The organism is Anaerosporobacter faecicola (assembly GCF_012070565.1).
Lineage (GTDB): Bacteria > Bacillota > Clostridia > Lachnospirales > Lachnospiraceae > Anaerosporobacter > Anaerosporobacter faecicola.
The window spans coordinates 47,926-67,551 of sequence record NZ_JAAQRO010000032.1; the positions used below are offsets into that span (position 1 = coordinate 47,926).

The following is a 19,626-nucleotide window of genomic DNA, read 5'->3' on the forward strand; positions in this document are numbered from 1 at the left end:
ATGAAAAATGGCTAATATATTTTCAGGATTAGAGAATTTTGGACTAGGTGAATTATCTGGTCTGGATGTCTATAATACAACAAACGGGGACAAAAAAGACGGGGACAAAGAAGACGATAAACCCAAAATAACGGAAGCGGATTTCATATTTGATAAAACACATACTTGCCCAGTATGTGATACAGAGTTCAAATCAAAAGCAATAAAGACTGGTAAAGTGAAATTATTGGGAGCAGATTCGGATCTGCGTCCAAAATATCAATTAGTAGATTCCTTAAAATACGATGCGATTGTTTGTCCAAGTTGCGGATATAGTGCATTGAATCGTTTCTTCAACTATATGACTGCACCACAGGCAAAATTAATTAAAGAACAAATTACCGTGAATTTCCGCGGTATTGAGGATAATGGGGATATCTACACTTATGACGATGCAATTGCGCGTCATAAGCTTGTTCTTGTTAATACCATTGTAAAGAAAGCGAAGAACAGTGAGAGAGCATATACTTGCTTGAAGATTGCTTGGTTGCTACGTGGTAAATATGAAACATTGCCAGAGGATACGGAGAATTACGAATCCGTCGTTGAGAATTTGAAAAAAGAGGAAGACGAATTCATTCTGAATGCATATGAAGGATTCTCAATTGCATTCTCTAAGGAAATGTTTCCTATGTGTGGTATGGATGAGAATACGGTTACATACCTTGTTGCTGATCTTGCAAGACGTTGTGGTAAGTTTGATGAAGCAGGAAGATGGATTTCTCGAGTATTAATCGCTAGAGATGCCAATGAGCGTATTAAATCCAAAGCACGTGATCTAAAAGAGCTAATTGTACAGAATAAAAGAGAGAACGTATAGATGAATGAAAAAGACTCTCCATCATATGGAATACTGTGTATCATACACGAGCAGTCCTATGATGGAGAGTTTTTTTGTTTCTTATTCCACGTCTACACTATTCGTTTTTTGAATGGTTCGAGGAAGAGCATCTTGTGAATTCTTCCAAGGTTCATTCGCATATCGGTAATCAAATTTGTCAATGAACCAATCCAGGTCATCTCGTACACGTTTCATGTTCTCTAGATAGATTTGATTAAGGTCTTTCATAAAATTTTGTAGCATCTCTCCATTTAGCTGCTCCGGCGCCATTTGGTAGAGATCTGCATAATGGGTAGTACAAAGTCCTTTTGAATTGTGAAAAAGATCGCGGAATTCTGCTTCTTTCTTATATAGATAGAAAATAGTAACCAAATACCGTTTGTATGTATCTTCAATACGATTACATACAAAGCAAGAATGGTTTAAGGTCTGTATATAAGTAGGGACTCCTTTTGCTTCACTTTTCTTACGGAAAAGAGAGGTAGAAACTACTTTTTCGGAAGCAGATAACTTTTCTAAATCCGTAATCGTCTTATCCATATGGGTTTTCAACATTAATGCAAGACCGAGGCGATTTTGATTTTTGTAGAGCATTTTAATGTGGTTATTGCAAAAACCAACCTCATCTGTGACAGCCCGTATGTCATCTTCCATATAGCTTGGTCCCATAGTAAAATCAATTGCTTTGTTTTCGAGACTCTTATACATAGAACAAACAGGGCATTCGCAGTCTTCCTTATAGGCATCCATTACGGGAATGGTGTAGAGTTGTTCTTTCATACGATATCCATGCTTAGCATGGCTCCTTTCCAAGTCTGTACGATGACCAGATTCTAGTCACCAGTAATTTCATTATAGCATAGGAAACGTACTTTGTGCTATAATGGTTTGATTTGTAAAGAAACGTGTCGAAAAAGAGAAATGGAGTATTTCTTAATTAGGAGGATGGATATGAGGATTATTGAGAAACAGAAGAAAACGATCATAGAAGACATCAAGGATTTTGATCTGAAACAAAGTCTAGAGTGTGGGCAATGTTTTCGTTATGAAGAATTAGGTGAAGAGGAGTATCTTCTTGTTGCCAAAGGGAAAATGGTTCATGTGAAACAGAAGGATACGACATTACAGTTTTCTTGTGTAAGAGAAGAAGTGGAGAAAATCTGGATTCCGTATTTTGACCTAGATCGAGATTATGGAGCCATTAAACAATGGCTTATGGAAAAGGATGAGAAGATTGGGGAGGCAATCAAAGAAAAAAGCGGGGTACGAATACTGAATCAAGATTTTTTTGAAATGCTGATAACCTTCATTATTTCTCAAAATAAGCAGATCCCTCATATTATGCAGATTGTTGAGCGTATATCCCAAAGATATGGTGAATATATTGGAGAGTGGAATAACAAGGCATATTATAGTTTCCCAACACCACAGCAATTAAGTAAGGCCAGTGAAGCAGATTTCTTGGACATGAAAGCAGGTTTTCGTGCGAAATACTTAGTAGATGCTTGTCAAAAGGTGTTGAATGGAGAGATAAAGGAAGAGCGGTTACGTTCAATCTCTTATCAGGAAGCGCTCGAAGAGATTCAGGTGATCAAAGGGGTAGGGGAGAAGGTTGGTAATTGTGTCCTCTTATTTGGTCTTGGCAGAAGAGAAGCGTTTCCAATTGATGTATGGATGATTCGAATATTGGATAGACTTTATTTTAGCAAGAAAGGGAAAAAAGAACAAATGCAGCAGTTTGCTAAGGAGCATTTTGGTGAATATGGAGGATATGCGCAACAATACTTGTTTTATTTTGCAAGGGACAATCAAGTAAAGTAAGAATAATTACCCAGCAATTATAAAAAGAGAGAAAAAATGAGAAACAGAGAGTAAATGAGAGTATACATGAGCAAAAACCTGAAAATCGCGAAGTTTGAGAAAAACATTCAGTTGCATTTAAAAGGTAAATTTACTAATATATAAATAATCTTTTAGCACTCATTTAAAGTGAGTGCTAATAACTAAAAAGTAATGACTACGGTTAAGGAAGACTTTCCGTAATGACAAGAATAAGGAGGAATTTAATATGAAATTAGTACCTTTAGGAGACAAAGTTGTGTTAAAACAATTAGAGGCAGAAGAAACAACCAAATCAGGAATTGTTTTACCTGGTCAAGCGAAAGAAAAACCACAACAAGCTGAAGTCATTGCAGTAGGACCTGGTGGCACAGTAGATGGAAAAGAAGTTACAATGCAAGTAAAAGTTGGAGATAAAGTAATTTATTCAAAATATGCAGGAACAGAAGTAAAACTTGGCGATGAAGAATATATGGTTGTTAAACAAAATGATATCGTAGCAATTGTTGAGGATTAATTTTATTCAAGTCAAGAAGAATACACGAGAAATCTGGTTCGTACGGATTAGAACACGATTTTGTTGCACAAGAATAGATCGAATAATTGGTATAAAATAGAATAGGAGGCAATTTATATTATGGCAAAAGAAATTAAATATGGTGCAGATGCAAGAAAAGCTCTTGGAGCAGGTGTAGATAAATTAGCAAATACAGTTAAAGTAACATTGGGACCAAAAGGAAGAAACGTTGTTCTTGATAAATCCTTTGGTGCACCACTTATTACAAACGATGGTGTTACAATTGCAAAAGAAATCGAACTTGAAGATGCATTCGAAAACATGGGTGCTCAATTAGTAAAAGAAGTTGCAACAAAAACAAATGATGTTGCTGGTGATGGTACAACAACTGCTACAGTATTAGCACAAGCAATGGTTCAAGAAGGTATGAAAAACCTTGAAGCAGGTGCTAACCCAATCATCTTAAGAAAAGGTATGAAGAAAGCAACGGAATGTGCTGTTGAAGCAATCAAGAAGATGAGTTCAAAAGTTACAGGTAAAGAACAAATTGCTAAAGTTGCTGCAATCTCTGCTGGAGATGAAGAAGTAGGTCAATTAGTTGCTGACGCTATGGAAAAAGTATCAAATGATGGTGTTATCACAATTGAAGAATCTAAGACAATGAAGACAGAACTTGACTTAGTGGAAGGTATGCAATTCGATCGAGGATATGTATCAGCTTACATGGCAACAGACATGGATAAGATGGTAGCAAACCTTGATAATCCATATATCTTGATTACAGATAAGAAGATCTCTAACATTCAAGAAATCTTACCAATTCTTGAACAAATCGTTCAATCTGGATCAAAATTATTAATTATTGCTGAAGATGTTGAAGGGGAAGCATTAACAACATTAGTAATCAATAAATTAAGAGGTACATTCCAAGTAGTTGCTGTTAAAGCTCCTGGTTATGGTGATAGAAGAAAAGCTATGTTACAAGATATCGCAATCTTAACAGGTGGTACTGTAATCTCTGATGAACTTGGATTAGACTTAAAAGAAACAACAATGGATCAACTTGGACGTGCAAAATCTGTTAAAGTTGAAAAAGAAAATACAATCATCGTTGATGGTGAAGGTAATAAAGAAGAAATCGCTTCACGTGTTGCACAAATCAGAGCACAGATTGAAGAAACAACTTCTGATTTTGATAAAGAAAAATTACAAGAAAGACTTGCTAAACTTGCAGGTGGCGTAGCTGTTATCCGTGTTGGTGCTGCTACTGAAACAGAAATGCAAGAAGCTAAATTACGTATGGAAGATGCCCTTGCAGCTACTAGAGCAGCAGTTGAAGAAGGTATCATTGCAGGTGGTGGATCTGCTTATATCCATGCAACAAAAGAGGTTGCTAAACTAGTTAGTGAATTAGAAGGTGACGAAAAAACTGGTGCTAATGTAATCCTTAAAGCATTGGAAGCTCCATTATTCACAATCTCTGCTAACGCTGGTCTTGAAGGTGCAGTTGTTATCAGCAAAGTAAGAGAACAAGAACCTGGTATGGGATTCGATGCATTAAGAGAACAATATGTAGATATGGTTCAAAATGGTATCCTTGACCCAGCTAAGGTTACAAGAAGTGCATTACAAAATGCAACAAGTGTAGCTTCTACATTGCTTACAACAGAATCTGTTGTTGCTACAATCAAGAAAGATGAACCAGCTATGCCAGCAGGTCCTGGAGCTGGAATGGGAATGATGTAATTCCCTCCTTTGCAATCTAAGCAATCTAAGCAATCAGTGTATGATCGAAGCAAGTGCTAGAAATATAAGCAAGTGACCTGTTGGATAAACAAGTGACCTGCTGGATAAACAATTGATTGGTTTTATAAACAACCCATACTCCAAACTAGAATCCATTATCATTGTTTCTAGTTTGGGAGATGGGTTGCTTTTGTTTCACTCTGCATCGGCAGTTTATATAAATTTTATTACATAATACTTTCATTTTCGTACATTTTTTAGTATAATGTATTTAATTGCTTAATTTGTAATTGTTTAAAACCAAACGACACAAAGAAATCGGATGAACGTATACAAGAGTACCATCAAAAGAAGTACGTTAAAATCTGTTAATGCTAAGTTTGTTTGAACGAATAAGAAAAGGCAGAATAAGTGAAAAGGAATAAAGGATTTAGGAGGACCTAATTATGGGCGACACATATGCAGAAGCAGGAGTACCAAGACTACCAAATATGAAGACATATCTTATTAAGTTTTTACTAATTGTATTAACGTTATCTTGTGGGTTTCTTACGGTAGCTGTATCACCAGTTTTCTTTACATTTTTATTAGTTTGTATAGTAGCAGATACATTTTTATTCCCAAGATTAAATGTGGAATATGAGTATATCTATTGTGATGGACAGATTGATTTTGATCGTATAAGCGGAAAAGCGAAAAGAAAAAGAATGTTACGTATCGATATGGATCAAGTAGAGATTGTAGCTCCAGCAACATCACATGCATTAGATTCGTACAAGAATAATACGAATTTCAAATTAAAAAACTACAGTTCTTTAAGAAAAGACGTTACACCATATGTTATCTATTATGCATCAGGTGAGACGAAGACAAAGATTTTATTTGAGCCAAGTTCCAAGATGCTTGATTGTATGAAATACAAAGCACCTCGTAAAGTGATGAGGGATTAGTATTTTGGTGATTTGGGAAGAAGTAGGTTTATACAATTTCTTAATATGTATATAAGAAATAATTATATAATATCTACAAATAATAAAAAAAGTAAATATAGCAACTAAAATATAAAAAAGATTGTGTGAAAACAATCTTTTTTTGCGTTTAATAGGTTGACAAGTTAATTTTTTTTGGTTATACTTGTGAAAATTACTGTCTACGACAGAAAGACATTTTGAGAATAATGTCATTCATTAACAATTATGAGAAAGTGAGGATATTTGAAATGGGAACAATTATCGGTGAAGGAATTACATTTGATGATGTGTTACTCGTACCAGCATATTCAGAACATATTGCGAATCAAGTTGATCTATCGACTAACTTAACGAAAAAGATCAAATTGAATATTCCAATGATGAGTGCCGGAATGGATACTGTAACAGAGCACAGAATGGCCATTGCAATGGCAAGACAGGGTGGCATTGGAGTTATCCACAAGAATATGTCAGTAGAAGCACAAGCAGAAGAGGTAGACAAAGTTAAGCGTTCAGAAAATGGCGTTATTACCGATCCATTTTATTTATCACCAGAACATACATTAGAAGATGCCAATAATTTAATGGCTAAATTTAGAATCTCTGGTGTTCCAATTACGGAAGGAAAGAAACTAGTAGGAATTATTACAAATCGTGATCTCAAGTTTGAAACTGATTTTACAAGAAAAATCAAAGACTGTATGACTAGTGAAGGTTTGATCACTGCTCCAGAAGGAATTACCTTAGCCGAAGCAAAAGAGATGCTTGCTAAAGCCAGAAAAGAAAAATTACCTATCGTAGACAAGGATGGTAACTTAAAAGGTTTGATCACAATTAAGGATATTGAGAAACAGATCAAATACCCATTGTCTGCAAAAGATGAACAAGGTAGACTCTTATGTGCGGCAGCAGTTGGAATCACAAATAATATCTTAGTTCGTGTAGATGCTTTAGTTAAAGCAAAAGTAGATGCAATTGTTATTGACTCAGCGCATGGACATTCTAAGAATGTATTGAATACTGTAAGAATGGTAAAAGAAAAATACCCAGATTTACAAGTAATTGCTGGTAATGTAGCAACGGGAGAAGGAACGAGAGCTTTGATTGAAGCTGGTGTTGATGCAGTTAAAGTTGGTATTGGACCTGGTTCAATCTGTACAACAAGAGTTGTTGCTGGTATCGGTGTTCCACAGATCACAGCAATCATGGATTCATATGCAGTAGCAAAAGAATATGGTATTCCTGTTATTGCAGATGGTGGTATCAAATACTCAGGAGATATGACGAAAGCAATCGCAGCAGGTGCGAATGTTTGTATGATGGGTAGTATCTTCGCAGGTTGTGATGAAAGTCCAGGAACTTTCGAATTATTCCAAGGTAGAAAATATAAAGTATACCGTGGTATGGGTTCTATTGCAGCAATGGAAAATGGTAGTAAAGATCGTTACTTCCAATCAGATGCAAAGAAATTAGTTCCAGAAGGTGTAGAAGGTCGTGTTGCTTATAAAGGAACAGTAGAAGATACAGTATTCCAACTTATGGGTGGTCTTCGTTCTGGAATGGGTTATTGTGGATGTCCAACTGTTGAAGAATTGAAAGAAAGAGGAAGATTCGTTAAGATTTCTGCAGCTTCCTTAAAAGAAAGTCACCCACATGACATTCATATCACAAAAGAAGCTCCAAACTATAGTGTAGAACAATAATAGATTAAATCATATATACCAATCTGTTGAATTGAACAGAGGGAAATACAAAAAGAACGATGAAGGAATTCATCGTTCTTTTTGTGTATTCACCAAGTGAATATAGTGAATACAAGTGTAAGGTAGCGAATAATCGATTTTTGGGGTAATGATTTTAAATTGTCTTCAATTTCGGTAAGTTATAATTAATTCCAATGTTTCTATTATATATAGAAGAAAAAACTCCACCTTATATAAAATGCACCATATATGGAAAGGTTAAGAATTTATTAATGTGTTGAAACTACAGGAAAATTGTGAAATAATAAGTATAAAAGACGAAAGATATATAACAGTTCATGCTGATAGAGGAATACAAGATTGATGGGGCAAACACAATGAGAAGAAAATTGACAAGAGAACAGTATAGAAGAAAAAAGAAGATGAAGCGACTGCTTGTTTTGAGTAGCTTAATATTACTATTCATAACAGGGGTGGGGTTGATCGGTGGAGGATTAAGCAAGTTAGGAAAGTCAATCTTTCATCAGAAGAGTAGACAAACGATGCAATTGGTAGATGGTTTCTATGAGAAATTAGAAGTGGAGGAGATGCTATTAACCCCCAATGAATATTCAAGACCACAGATTGCCTTGAATAAAGTGAATGGTGTAGTGATCCATTATACTGCAAATCCAGGAACAGATGCAGAAGCAAATCGTAATTATTTTGAAGGACTTAAGGAAGGTAAAACTTATAGCAATGGAAATTATATCTATTCCAGTAGTAATTTTATTGTAGGACTGAAAGGAAATATTGTTCAATGTGTACCGCTTAACGAAATAGCTTATGCATCCAATGAACGTAATGAAGATACCATTTCAATTGAGGTATGTCATCCTGATGACACGGGAAAATTTACGAAGAAATCCTATAAATCATTGGTGAAATTAACCGCCTGGATCTGTTCCGAATATAATTTACAAAAGGAAGATATTATACGTCACTATGATGTAACTGGAAAACAATGTCCCAAATATTATGTTGAACATGAGGAAGAATGGCTACAATTTAAAGAAGATGTATTTCAAATGATTGAAGAAAATGCAAAGAATGAGGAAAAAAAATAATAGAGTTCAGGAACGATTATTACAAGTATCTATTAAAGAGGAATAGGAAAAGAAGAGAAGTAAGAAAAATAGAAAAAGTAATAAAAATTGAAAAAGTAATAAAAAACGGAAAGTAAGAAAAAACGAAGGTAATAAAATAGTAAAGCAAGAAAAAAGAAAAGTAAGAAAAAGAAAAGTAAGACAAACAAAAAGCAAGTAAAGAAGTGAATAGCATATAAAAAGAAGACAATCTTTAAAGAAAAGATTCAAGAGGTACATCATCTTTTGAATCTCCATTTAAAGGTTGTCTTTTTGTTTTAAAATGAATGAATTATAAGGATAACGTAATGTCTTTTCCAAGTGGCGTATAACGTGTGAATTTAACGCCGGCAGCAGTAAGCATGCGTTTGGAAGCATGTACAGCAGGTGTATGTGCATATTTGTCATCCATATAGATGATTTCTGAAATCCCTTTTTGTATGATTGCTTTCGTACATTCATTACAAGGAAAAAGGGTTACATATACTTTGGAACCTTTGATATCAGAACCCGTGTAGTTCAGAATTGCATTGAGTTCGGCATGACAAACGTAAACGTATTTGGTCTCAAGGGGATCTCCTTCTCGTTCCCAAGGAAATTCATCATCGGAACAGCCGTAAGGCATTCCATTGTATCCAACCGATAGAATCTTATTATCTTGACTGACGATACAGGCACCTACGCTAGTTCCTGGATCTTTGCTTCGTTCTGCTGATAAAAGTGCAATTCCCATAAAATAAGCATCCCAATTAATATAGTCTTGTTTCTTCATAAAGTAACATGCTCCTTTCGAAGTCAGACGGCTTTGTGTACAGAACAAATTGCCGTGAGATTGCATGAGGTGTTCTCACAGACCTCCGTCGCTAATCGCGTGTAGATGTCATCGTTTCGTACACATATTTTATCACTTATCCCTATGTTCTGTAAATCGAATTTTTGTGGAAAATGAGAAATTAAACCAGTATTTCTGTAATTATACGATATTTTCTGACGGAATACTATTACAACGAGAATCAAACGACTTTACATAAACTTAACATTCAAAAAATATGTAGATAACATGTGTCGTGTAAATTATGTACTGTAAGGGAGAGGTAACAAAGAAAAGGGTGAATATCAAAGATGTTCCAGGAAGTTACCTTACATAGTAAAAGGGGCTATGGAGAACCTTAAGCGCAAAAAAGAATAGAATAAGAATTTATAAAATTGGAGGAAAAAAAATGAGACTAAAAAAATTCGTAACATTATGTATGGTAGGAGCAATGGTTTTTGCATTTGCTGGTTGTTCAAAAAAAGACAACAATACTAATTCAAACAACGCAAATACGCAGGAAACAACAGAAACAACAACAGAAGCAACTGATGCAGCAACAACAGAATCATCTACAGATGCAGCAGCAACAACAGATGGATCAAGCTTAAGTGGAACAGTAGTTATTACAGGATCGACTTCCGTTGAAAAGATTTTGAATGACATGATTGATGAATTTCAAGCAATGAATCCAGATGTAACGATTAACTATACTGGTACTGGTTCATCAGCAGGTATTGCGGACACATTAGCTGGTAGTAATGATTTAGGTGCTTCTTCAAGAGAAGTAAAAGACGAAGAAAAATCAGACACAATGAAAGAAGTTGTATGGGCACATGATGGTATCGCAGTAATCACAAACCCAGCAAATCCTGTAGCAGATATTACTCTTGAAAACCTTGCTAAAATCTACAGTGGTGAAATTACAAACTGGAATCAAGTTGGTGGAAATGATGCTCCAATCGTAATCGTATCGAGAGAAGGTGCTTCAGGAACAAGAAGTGCATTCGAAGAATTAATCAAACTTGAAGATAATGGTGGATTAACAGAAGATGCAACTGTAGTTGAAGGAAATGGTAACGTTCAAACTACCGTAGCTGGTAATGAAAATGCAATTGGTTATGTATCTTTCTCATTCATCGATGACACAGTAAAAGGTCTTACAGTAGAAACAGTTGAACCAACAGCAGAAAATGCAAAAGCAGGAACATATCCATTATCACGACCATTCTTATTCGTATACGATGAAAACAACTACACTCCACAAACACAAGCATTTGTAGAGTTTGCAACAAGCGATGATGGTCAAGCATTTGTTGAAGAACACGGAGGCATTAGAATCGATTAATATGAAAACGACAAAGATACGCGAAAAAATAATAGAAACAGTATTCTTCCTATGTGCATTAATTAGCGTAATCAGTGTTGTAGCAATCATAGCATTTGTATTCTCCAAAGGACTGAAACCGTTCTTTGGAGATCATGCGTATAATTTTCTTGATTTTATCACTGGGGTTCGTTGGGACCCAGAGAATAACCAGTATGGTGTATTCTATATGATAGCGGGATCCGTATTTGCTACAGCTGGAGCCATTATAATTGGTGTACCAATTGGTTTATTAACAGCAGTATTTATTGCAGAAGTTGCACCGAAAAGTTTAGTTAAGATCATAAAGCCTGCCATTGAATTACTTGCAGGTATTCCTTCTGTTATCTATGGAGCATTTGGTATGGGAATCATCATACCTGTAATAGAAAAGATTTCTCCTCAACCACAGGGGCAGTCATTATTAGCGGTTATCTGTGTACTGACCATTATGATCTTACCTACGATCATTACATTATCAGAAAGTTCGTTACGTGCAGTACCAAAATCCTATCGAGAGGCTTCTTTAGGACTTGGTGCATCGAAGATGCAGACAATCTTTCGTACAGTAATTCCTGCTGCGAAATCTGGTATCTTATCAGCAACCGTATTAGGAATTGGTAGAGCCATCGGTGAAACAATGGCAGTTATGATGATCGCGGGAAATGCAATCGGTGGAATACCAACAAGTATATGGGATAAGGTTCGTCCATTAACGGTTAATATCTCAATGGAAATGGGATATGCATCAGGTACCCATCAGGAAATGCTATTTGCAACAGGTGTTGTATTGTTTGTATTTATCATGTTTGTCAATATAACCGTAATCCGTATAACACATAAAACAGTTGAAAAAGATTGAAAGGCAATATCGCACTACATCGGATTCGATGAACGGCGATATGCATGGGTATAAGAATGAAGATAGAGAATAATAAATCAAGAATGATCAAAGATGCTATTGGAAAAATTGCGTTGTATGTTGCTTCCAGTTTAAGTGTAATGACATTAGTAATCATCATTGGTTTTGTATTCGTGAAAGGTTTGCCAGGCATTAATTTTGATTTTCTCACAAGACAGTGGCAGGATAAAACTACATTTGTAAATGTTACTTTACAGAATACGGAGGATACGGATCTGAGTGATTCTTATATTCCGTCTATTCGTGCCTATGTGGAGCATAGTGAAGAAAGTTTTACGATTATAAAATTAAAAGATGGTTCATCTCTTGAAAAAGCAAAAAATCTTAAAAATGAAACATATGAAGTGAAAAAGAAAGATATGATTACCAAGATCGATTCGACTAATGTGAAGGATATGAGTATGGAAGAGTTCAGCGAGCAGATGAATTCTGTAGCAAGCCAGGGAATTACCCGCCTGAAGGTAACAAGACCAGGTGGTGGAATTCAACCAATGCTTATATCAACACTGTATATCATCTTACTTTCGTTGGCGATTGCAGCGCCAGTGGGAATCTTATCTGCATTGTATCTAACGGAGTATGCAAAGAAAGGTAAGATATTAGGTGTAATCCAATTTGCAATTCAAATGTTAGCTGGTATTCCTTCAATAATCTATGGTCTGTTTGGTATGTTAGTATTTGTACAGTTGCTAAAAATGCAGTATTCCATATTAGCAGGTGCATTAACATTAAGTATATTGTTGTTACCAACGATCATTTCGACAACTTCTGAGTCACTAAAAGCAATACCAAAGGGGTACCGGGAATCTTCCTTAGGACTTGGTGCAACGAAATTACAGACGAATTTTCGCGTAGTACTTCCTAATGCTCTTCCAGGTATCTTAGTAGCAATCATTTTAAGTATTGGTCGTATCGTTGGAGAATCTGCGGCACTAATCTGGACTGCGGGTACGATAGCACAAGTGCCATCGGCTTTAACAGGGAATACGGCAAGTGCAGCAACACTTACAACGAAATTATATCAGTTATTAAAAGAGGAAGGCGATGTAGCTTCTGCCTGTTCCATTGCGGTTGTTATTATTGTTTTGATTTGGATACTGAATCTATTATCTAAGTGGATCACTAAGAGATTTACAGTGAAAGAGTAAAGGAGTTATTACATGACAAATAATGTTAAATTTCAAGTGCATGATCTAGACCTCTATTATGGGGACTTCCAGGCACTTAAAAAAATAAATATGGAAATATTAAAGAATCAGATCACTGCATTCATTGGTCCATCTGGATGTGGGAAATCTACATTTTTAAAGACGATTAACCGAATGAATGATTTGGTTGAAGGTGTAAGAATTGATGGTCAAATTCATATGGATGGCATAGATATTTATAAAGATATTGATGTGATCAATTTACGTTCAAGAGTTGGAATGGTATTTCAACAACCAAATCCATTCCCTATGTCCATCTATGATAATGTAGCATATGGACCAAGAATACATGGTATCAAGAAAAAAAGTCAATTAGATGAGATCGTTGAGAAAAGTTTACGTCAAGCAGCAATCTGGGATGAAGTAAAGGACAAATTAAAAAAGAATGCACAGGCAGTTTCTGGTGGACAACAACAAAGAATCTGTATTGCACGTACCTTAGCGGTAGAACCAGAAGTCATTCTAATGGATGAACCAACTTCTGCACTTGATCCAATATCTACATTAAAGATTGAAGATTTAGCAGAGGAATTAAAAGATAAGTACACCATCATTATCGTAACACACAATATGCAACAAGCTAGCAGAATATCAGATAAAACGGCGTTTTTCCTTCATGGTGAAGTGGTGGAATATGGAGAAACCAGTCAAATCTTTAATAATCCAAAAGAACAAAAGACAGAAGACTATATTACAGGACGTTTTGGTTGAGAATTATTATTGTGTAATGAAATAAAATCGTATATGATTAAAGGAGATTGTATCTATGACAAGACATATATTTATGCAGGAGTTACGTGAACTAAACCAACATGTAATCCGAATGGGAAGCTTATTGGAACAATCAATGAATGATGTGATTGTTGCACTAGAACGCTTAGATGCGGATTTAGCCAATCAGATTATCAAACGTGATGATGCCATTGATGAATTAGAACATCAGATTGAAAAGGAATGTATCGCCATCATTGCAAAACAACAACCTTTAGCTTCGGATCTTCGTAAAGTTACTTCTATTATGAAGATTGTTACAGATATCGAAAGAATTGCAGACCATTGTGCGGATATTTCAGAATATATCATCTTATTAAGTCAACAATCGGATGGAGTTGCACCAAAGAATCTAAAAGAAATGGTAAATACCATGAAAGGTATGGTTATTGAAACAATTGATAGTTTTGTAGAAGTTGATCTAGAAAAGGCAAACCAAGTCATTGCAAAAGATGATATTGTAGATAATTATTTTGCAAGCATCAGTGATGAACTTACCCAGATCATGTTAGAAAAGAAAGAAGCGATACCAGCAAGTGTTAGTTACTTGATGATTATTAAATATCTGGAAAGAATGGCGGATCATGCAACCAATATTGCAGAATGGATTGAATATATTATTACAGGAAAGATGATTGAGTAATCATCGAATCAGATACATTAGAGGATGGAATGAAAGAAGGGAGTTTGCTTATGAGTACGAAGACGATCTTGGCGGTAGACGATGAACCACATATCTTAGAACTGCTTCAGTATAATTTGGAAGGAGCAGGGTATGCGGTAGTCAAAGCGGAGACAGGAGAGGAAGCAGTAGAACATCTGGAGAATAAGAATTATGATTTTTCAGTTGTATTACTGGATTGGATGTTACCAGGAATCGATGGAATTGAGGTACTTAAGCGAATTCGTATGAATGAGAGATACAAGAACATACCAGTGATTATGCTAACAGCAAAAAGTGATGAGATCAGTAAAGTCGTGGGATTAGAGATTGGTGCAGATGATTATCTCTCGAAACCATTTGGCGTACATGAGTTATTAGCAAGGATCAAGGCTGTATTACGAAGAAGTGGTGTGACAGAGCAGCCTCCTGTTAAGGACCAAGAAGAAATCATTGCAATTGATGGATTGGTGATCAACAAGACTAGAAGGACGGTCGAAATTGATGGTAAGAATGTAGAACTGGCATTAAAGGAATATGAATTATTATATCTACTGGCGAAAAATAGGGGGATTGTATTCACAAGGGAAAATCTTCTGGAGAAGATTTGGGGATATGATTACCTAGGAGAAACAAGAACAGTAGATGTTCATGTTCGAAATATAAGGAAGAAGATTGAAAAGGATGATACAGCTCCTCTTTACATAAAAACGGTAAGAGGAATTGGATATAAATTTGATTAGAGGCAAGATCTTGTGTGTAAGGGAGGAAAATGATGCAAAAGAAACTGATGTTTTCTTATTTGATAATTATCCTTGCAGCAGTAGGTATCTCAATGTTTGCTTCATGGTCTAAGGGATATCAATACATGGACGAACAGAAAAAAGAATATCATCTGATGCAGGCGGAATTATTGGCAGATACATTTTCAGAAGCAACCATTCCGTCATTCCAAACATTTGTAGAAGAGTATGGTAATAAATACGGAGTCAGGATTACGATTATCAGTAATAAGGGAGAAGTATATGCCGATTCAGAAACAACGAATAAGTTGGAAAATCATGCTACGAGAGAAGAAGTCGTTGGAGCATTAAAAGGTGAACATGTTACTGTGATCCGTTATTCCAAAACAATGGGGAAAAAGTATGCATATAGTGCAGTTCCCATTAAAAATGGTGATTTTGAAGGGGTAATGCGTGTTTCATTACCATTAGCAGAGGTGAATGCACTGAACAAGAATCTAGTAGTATCGGTAATCATGACGGTACTTCTTTGCATGGTTGGTGCAACATTACTCGCATTTTTATTTACGAAATACCTATCGAAACCAATTGATGATGTGACCAAGGCAGCAGAAGGCATTGCTTGTGGCGATTATGAAACAAAAATCTATACCAGTGATACCCAGCAGATTGGACGTCTTGCCGAGGCATTCAATCGAATGAGTGATAATCTTAACACCAGTGTTCGTGCTTTAAAACGTAGAAATATTGAGTTCGATGCAATGTTAAAGAGCATGGCGAGTGGTGTGATCGCAGTGGATAATAATGATATGGTGATGTTCACGAATTCGGTATTTACGGAGATGGTTGGCTACGAGAAAGAGCAAATCGAACATCAACCATTTTATTCTTTTATGAGAAATGCTCTTTTATTTCAGATTATTTCTGATGTAAGAGAAAACAAACAAACGGTTATGCAGGAAGGTACCTTATCAATGACCAAAGATAAGATCATTCGTGTAACCGCAACACCGTTATTAAAGGAAAACCAAAAAGAGTTAGGAATATTATTAATCTTAGAAGATATCACACAGATTCGTAAGTTAGAGAATATGAGACGGGATTTTGTTTCTAATGTTACCCATGAGTTAAAGACGCCTTTAACGTCAATTCGTGGATTTGTTGATACGTTGAAAGCAGGCGCCATTAAGGAAGAACAGGTTGCTGTTCGATTCCTTGATATTATCGATATTGAAGCAGAACGACTTTCTGGTCTGATTAATGATATCTTATTGTTATCTGAGATTGAATCGAAGGAAGACCAAGAAATTGTGCCTTGTGACGTGAACCAAGTTATTACAGACGTCATTGAGTTATTGCAACCAAAAGTAGCAGATAAGAACATTCGGATCATCTATGAACCGAAGATGGGCGTGGACTCATATCCTGCTAATGTTGATCGGATGAAACAACTACTTATTAATTTATTAGATAATGCAGTGAAGTATACAGAAGATGGAACCGTAACCATTCAATGTGAGAAGAAGAATGATAAGTTAGTCCTCTCAATCCAAGATACTGGTATTGGTATGGAGGAGGAGCATCTTGATCGAATCTTTGAACGGTTTTACCGTGTTGATAAAGGTCGTTCTAGAAAGATGGGAGGTACAGGTCTTGGCTTATCCATTGTGAAGCATATTGTTGAGCGTTACAATGGGACCATCCGAGTGGAAAGCAAAATCAATAAAGGAACCAAGTTTACCATACAGTTACCATATTAATAGAGAGCAACCGAAGTAGTGAATGAACTATTTGGGTTGCTTTTTGGTTGCAAAACTCTCAATAGATCTTCAATGCTTCCCTACTGGTGCACAATGTCACGAAACACGCTTCACATCTAAGCATTCCTAAATGTGTACGGAAGGTTCAGCAAGAGGAACGGAATCGCCATCGATTCGGCCTCCTGCCTCAGACAGGCTGGCTCGGCAAGAGGAAGTTTAAATTTGCTCTTGCATATTGTTAGAAATGGTGGTATATATTAAGTGACCGAAAAAATAAAAATGGTCATATAAGTTATTGATACATAAAACTTATAGATACATAAAAAATATAGATACAAAAAGATATGTTAATGTTTTGATAAAATAAAAGTATGACTTTTTTATTATAAGGTAATAAACAATAAAGAATAAAGAATAAAGAATAAAGAATAAAGAATAAAGAATAAAGAATGAGTAAGCAAAAGAGGGAACAGATATGCCACCTATATTTACGATTAAGAAACGGGAAGAGATTAGTGTGAAATTGTTAGAAGCGGGCATCTCCATTATTAAGGAGAATGGTATTCGTAAGATTTCTATTGAGAGGGTAACAAAACGTACAGGTATTGGGAAAGGTACTTTTTATCATTTTTTTGATAGTAAGGAGCAGTATCTTGTTGAAGTGATTCGTTTTAGCAAGGACCAGATGTATCAGTTCCTTAATCAGACGATAGAAGAACGAGGCGGAATTGATCGAGAAGCGTTTCTTACATTATTAGATCGATTTTCTGTTAATGGTAGTAATAATATTATTGCTTTTATGACAAAAGAGGATGAGGCGTGGTTAGAAGATCAATTTTCGAATAAGAAACTCTTTGATCGGGAAAGAGAAAAAGAGATTATTGCAAAGTTATTTGCCAATGCAAAGGGATTACGAAAAGATAGAAATCCTCATGTAGCTGCCAATATGATGAAAATCATGGGTTTTACGGCGGAATGGAAAGAAAATCTCTATGAAGATGCGTTGGATGAAAGTATTCGATGTCTTGCAATGAGTTTGTGTGATTATTTGTTTGAAGAATAGGCTGATGCTGAGGTTGATAAAAAGGAGGAGTATCCATGAAAGTTGTCGAACATATAACAAAAGGGGAGTTATTTCAAATTGGAGAAGCAATCGGAGAAGCTTTTGTAACCAATGAATTGTTTCATGAATTTGGAGATTTACAGGAGAGAAAATCGATCGTTATGAAATACATGCATGCTTATGTACAGTGTACTTATGAAAGCGGGTGCTTATATCAGAGTGAAGATGGGAAAGCATTCATTGGATTGGCCTATAGCGACCAAAAGAACATTCTGCCGAAATTGAAGATGTTATGGAAAGTATTAAGGGCAATTCCTTTTTCAAAGGCAAAACGATTTATGAACCATATTGGAGAAATTGCAGATGGGAATAAAGAATATACCAAAGACCTCTATCTAGAAGTCTTAATGGTATGTGTGCTGCCAGGTTTTCAGGGGCAGGGGCGGACGAGAGAATTGTTTCAATTTGCGAAAGACATGGCAATGAAAAGAAATGTCCCTGTACTGTTTGACACCGATATGGAAAATTATGCGAAGATCTATCAGCATTATGGCTGTGAATTATATCACACCAAAACTGCTTCCAATGGAGTAACGCGTTATAATCTTATATGGAAACCTTCTTTTGCTTCCGAATCAGTCGATCGATCAGGAAAAGAATAAGACTTCCAAGTATTACGAGAAGGACGATTCCAATGGCACAGTACATAAAATATTCTTCTGGCAGCAGATTAATAATTGGATCTGTTGCTGGATCGAATAGCCAGTCATCATTTCGGAAGGCTATCTTATGAAATAGAAGAAAGGTCTTGTCAAAGTTTATCGCGGTAGCCAAGCCGAATAATAGGGGCAATACGATAATGGTAATTGCAGAAGTTCTCAGATAAGAGGTATCATGCCTCTTTTTTTTGTACATAATGATACCTAGAAGTAAAATGCCTGTTATAGCAGCTACGTAGTAGAAGGAAACAAAGATTACTTTCGTTTCTGCAAAATGACTAAGCCCGCTAGGAGAAGCTGGTAAGGAAGGAAAGTTAAGTTCACCGTGATAGAAAGGAGAACAGTAATCGATCAGGGCATCGTAATTCTCTATAATCGTCTGACGATCTAGCCCAGAGTATTCCTGTATTTCCAATTGATTGATATTTTTATAGTATAAACTACGGGTATTAAGTATGATTATAACGGAGATGGATATAAAAAATAAGGTAAATAATACACCAATAAGGATGTTTGTTATCCGCGTTGACCATTTATTTTGTAGATACTTCATATGAACTCCTTTGCTTTGTTTCAGAATAGTATTTTTTTAGTAGCATTTCTTTATAGGAAACATCTGCTAAGATGATATCATAGAGGGAAAATAATAGTCAAGGTGGGAAACAGTAAGAACAGGATCATATTGCGATTTTTTATCAGTATATGAAAGGATAAGAATTTGCATAATTGGACATAAAGTGCTATAGTAACAATGGGTTTTCTAAGTAATATTGGAAAATTATTCGGTAACAGTAAATAGAGGCGAAGGTGCTGTTTTGGTGT

19 protein-coding genes are annotated in these 19,626 nt (G+C 35.7%); 16 read left to right on the forward strand and 3 right to left on the reverse strand.

Going from position 1 to position 19,626, the window contains the following annotated elements; translation table 11 throughout:
• Positions 1 to 7 precede the first annotated feature (7 nt).
• The gene (locus tag HBB17_RS14320) at positions 8 to 859 is read left to right on the forward strand and encodes a DUF2225 domain-containing protein (RefSeq protein ID WP_167958194.1); all 852 of its coding nucleotides are present in this window, start codon (positions 8 to 10) and stop codon (positions 857 to 859) included.
• An 81-nt stretch (positions 860 to 940) separates the two neighbouring features.
• On the opposite strand, the gene HBB17_RS14325 is transcribed toward HBB17_RS14320, so the two are convergent.
• Positions 941 to 1,660: a DUF6062 family protein gene (locus HBB17_RS14325; protein ID WP_167958195.1), complete on the reverse strand. Its 720-nt coding sequence runs from the start codon at positions 1,658 to 1,660 to the stop codon at positions 941 to 943.
• A gap of 171 nt (positions 1,661 to 1,831) precedes the next feature.
• On the opposite strand from HBB17_RS14325, the gene HBB17_RS14330 reads away from it, so the two are divergent.
• From HBB17_RS14330 to HBB17_RS14355, 6 genes are all read left to right on the forward strand, one after another.
• On the forward strand, positions 1,832 to 2,701 hold the full coding sequence (locus tag HBB17_RS14330; RefSeq protein ID WP_238483756.1) for a DNA-3-methyladenine glycosylase family protein: 870 nt from the start codon (positions 1,832 to 1,834) through the stop codon (positions 2,699 to 2,701).
• 247 nt (positions 2,702 to 2,948) lie between these two features.
• Complete coding sequence (locus HBB17_RS14335; protein WP_167958197.1) at positions 2,949 to 3,236, forward strand: co-chaperone GroES; 288 nt, start codon at positions 2,949 to 2,951, stop codon at positions 3,234 to 3,236.
• Between the two features lie 120 nt (positions 3,237 to 3,356).
• Complete coding sequence (gene groL / locus HBB17_RS14340) at positions 3,357 to 4,982, forward strand: chaperonin GroEL (protein ID WP_167958198.1); 1,626 nt, start codon at positions 3,357 to 3,359, stop codon at positions 4,980 to 4,982.
• 446 nt (positions 4,983 to 5,428) lie between these two features.
• A complete protein-coding gene (locus tag HBB17_RS14345; protein ID WP_167958199.1) occupies positions 5,429 to 5,932 on the forward strand; it encodes a DUF6106 family protein in 504 nt (167 codons plus the stop codon).
• Between the two features lie 269 nt (positions 5,933 to 6,201).
• On the forward strand, positions 6,202 to 7,656 hold the full coding sequence (gene guaB, locus HBB17_RS14350; RefSeq protein WP_167958200.1) for an IMP dehydrogenase: 1,455 nt from the start codon (positions 6,202 to 6,204) through the stop codon (positions 7,654 to 7,656).
• A 377-nt stretch (positions 7,657 to 8,033) separates the two neighbouring features.
• Positions 8,034 to 8,762, forward strand: a complete 729-nt coding sequence (locus HBB17_RS14355; RefSeq protein ID WP_167958201.1) for a peptidoglycan recognition protein family protein — start codon at positions 8,034 to 8,036, stop codon at positions 8,760 to 8,762.
• Between the two features lie 310 nt (positions 8,763 to 9,072).
• Here HBB17_RS14355 and HBB17_RS14360 read toward each other — a convergent pair whose 3' ends face one another.
• A complete protein-coding gene (locus HBB17_RS14360; protein ID WP_167958202.1) occupies positions 9,073 to 9,552 on the reverse strand; it encodes a deoxycytidylate deaminase in 480 nt (159 codons plus the stop codon).
• Between the two features lie 448 nt (positions 9,553 to 10,000).
• Between HBB17_RS14360 and HBB17_RS14365 the strand changes: the two genes are divergently transcribed.
• From HBB17_RS14365 to HBB17_RS14405, 9 genes are all read left to right on the forward strand, one after another.
• A complete protein-coding gene (locus HBB17_RS14365) occupies positions 10,001 to 10,939 on the forward strand; it encodes a phosphate ABC transporter substrate-binding protein (protein ID WP_167958203.1) in 939 nt (312 codons plus the stop codon).
• Position 10,940: 1 nt separating this feature from the next.
• Entirely contained in the window at positions 10,941 to 11,819 is an 879-nt protein-coding gene (gene pstC / locus HBB17_RS14370) for a phosphate ABC transporter permease subunit PstC (RefSeq protein WP_238483757.1), read from the forward strand.
• 56 nt (positions 11,820 to 11,875) lie between these two features.
• On the forward strand, positions 11,876 to 13,027 hold the full coding sequence (pstA, locus tag HBB17_RS14375) for a phosphate ABC transporter permease PstA (RefSeq protein WP_167958205.1): 1,152 nt from the start codon (positions 11,876 to 11,878) through the stop codon (positions 13,025 to 13,027).
• A 12-nt stretch (positions 13,028 to 13,039) separates the two neighbouring features.
• Entirely contained in the window at positions 13,040 to 13,798 is a 759-nt protein-coding gene (gene pstB, locus HBB17_RS14380; RefSeq protein ID WP_167958206.1) for a phosphate ABC transporter ATP-binding protein PstB, read from the forward strand.
• 55 nt (positions 13,799 to 13,853) lie between these two features.
• Positions 13,854 to 14,501, forward strand: a complete 648-nt coding sequence (phoU, locus tag HBB17_RS14385; RefSeq protein ID WP_167958207.1) for a phosphate signaling complex protein PhoU — start codon at positions 13,854 to 13,856, stop codon at positions 14,499 to 14,501.
• A 50-nt stretch (positions 14,502 to 14,551) separates the two neighbouring features.
• The gene (locus HBB17_RS14390; RefSeq protein ID WP_167958208.1) at positions 14,552 to 15,262 is read left to right on the forward strand and encodes a response regulator transcription factor; all 711 of its coding nucleotides are present in this window, start codon (positions 14,552 to 14,554) and stop codon (positions 15,260 to 15,262) included.
• A gap of 29 nt (positions 15,263 to 15,291) precedes the next feature.
• Positions 15,292 to 17,022, forward strand: a complete 1,731-nt coding sequence (pnpS, locus tag HBB17_RS14395) for a two-component system histidine kinase PnpS (protein WP_167958209.1) — start codon at positions 15,292 to 15,294, stop codon at positions 17,020 to 17,022.
• Between the two features lie 475 nt (positions 17,023 to 17,497).
• Positions 17,498 to 18,085, forward strand: coding sequence for a TetR/AcrR family transcriptional regulator (locus tag HBB17_RS14400; RefSeq protein WP_167958210.1), 588 nt, complete (start codon positions 17,498 to 17,500; stop codon positions 18,083 to 18,085).
• A gap of 35 nt (positions 18,086 to 18,120) precedes the next feature.
• Complete coding sequence (locus HBB17_RS14405) at positions 18,121 to 18,747, forward strand: N-acetyltransferase (protein ID WP_167958211.1); 627 nt, start codon at positions 18,121 to 18,123, stop codon at positions 18,745 to 18,747.
• On the opposite strand, the gene HBB17_RS14410 is transcribed toward HBB17_RS14405, so the two are convergent.
• On the reverse strand, positions 18,692 to 19,357 hold the full coding sequence (locus HBB17_RS14410) for a TIGR01906 family membrane protein (RefSeq protein WP_167958212.1): 666 nt from the start codon (positions 19,355 to 19,357) through the stop codon (positions 18,692 to 18,694). The genes HBB17_RS14405 and HBB17_RS14410 overlap by 56 nt on opposite strands.
• Positions 19,358 to 19,626: the final 269 nt, after the last annotated feature.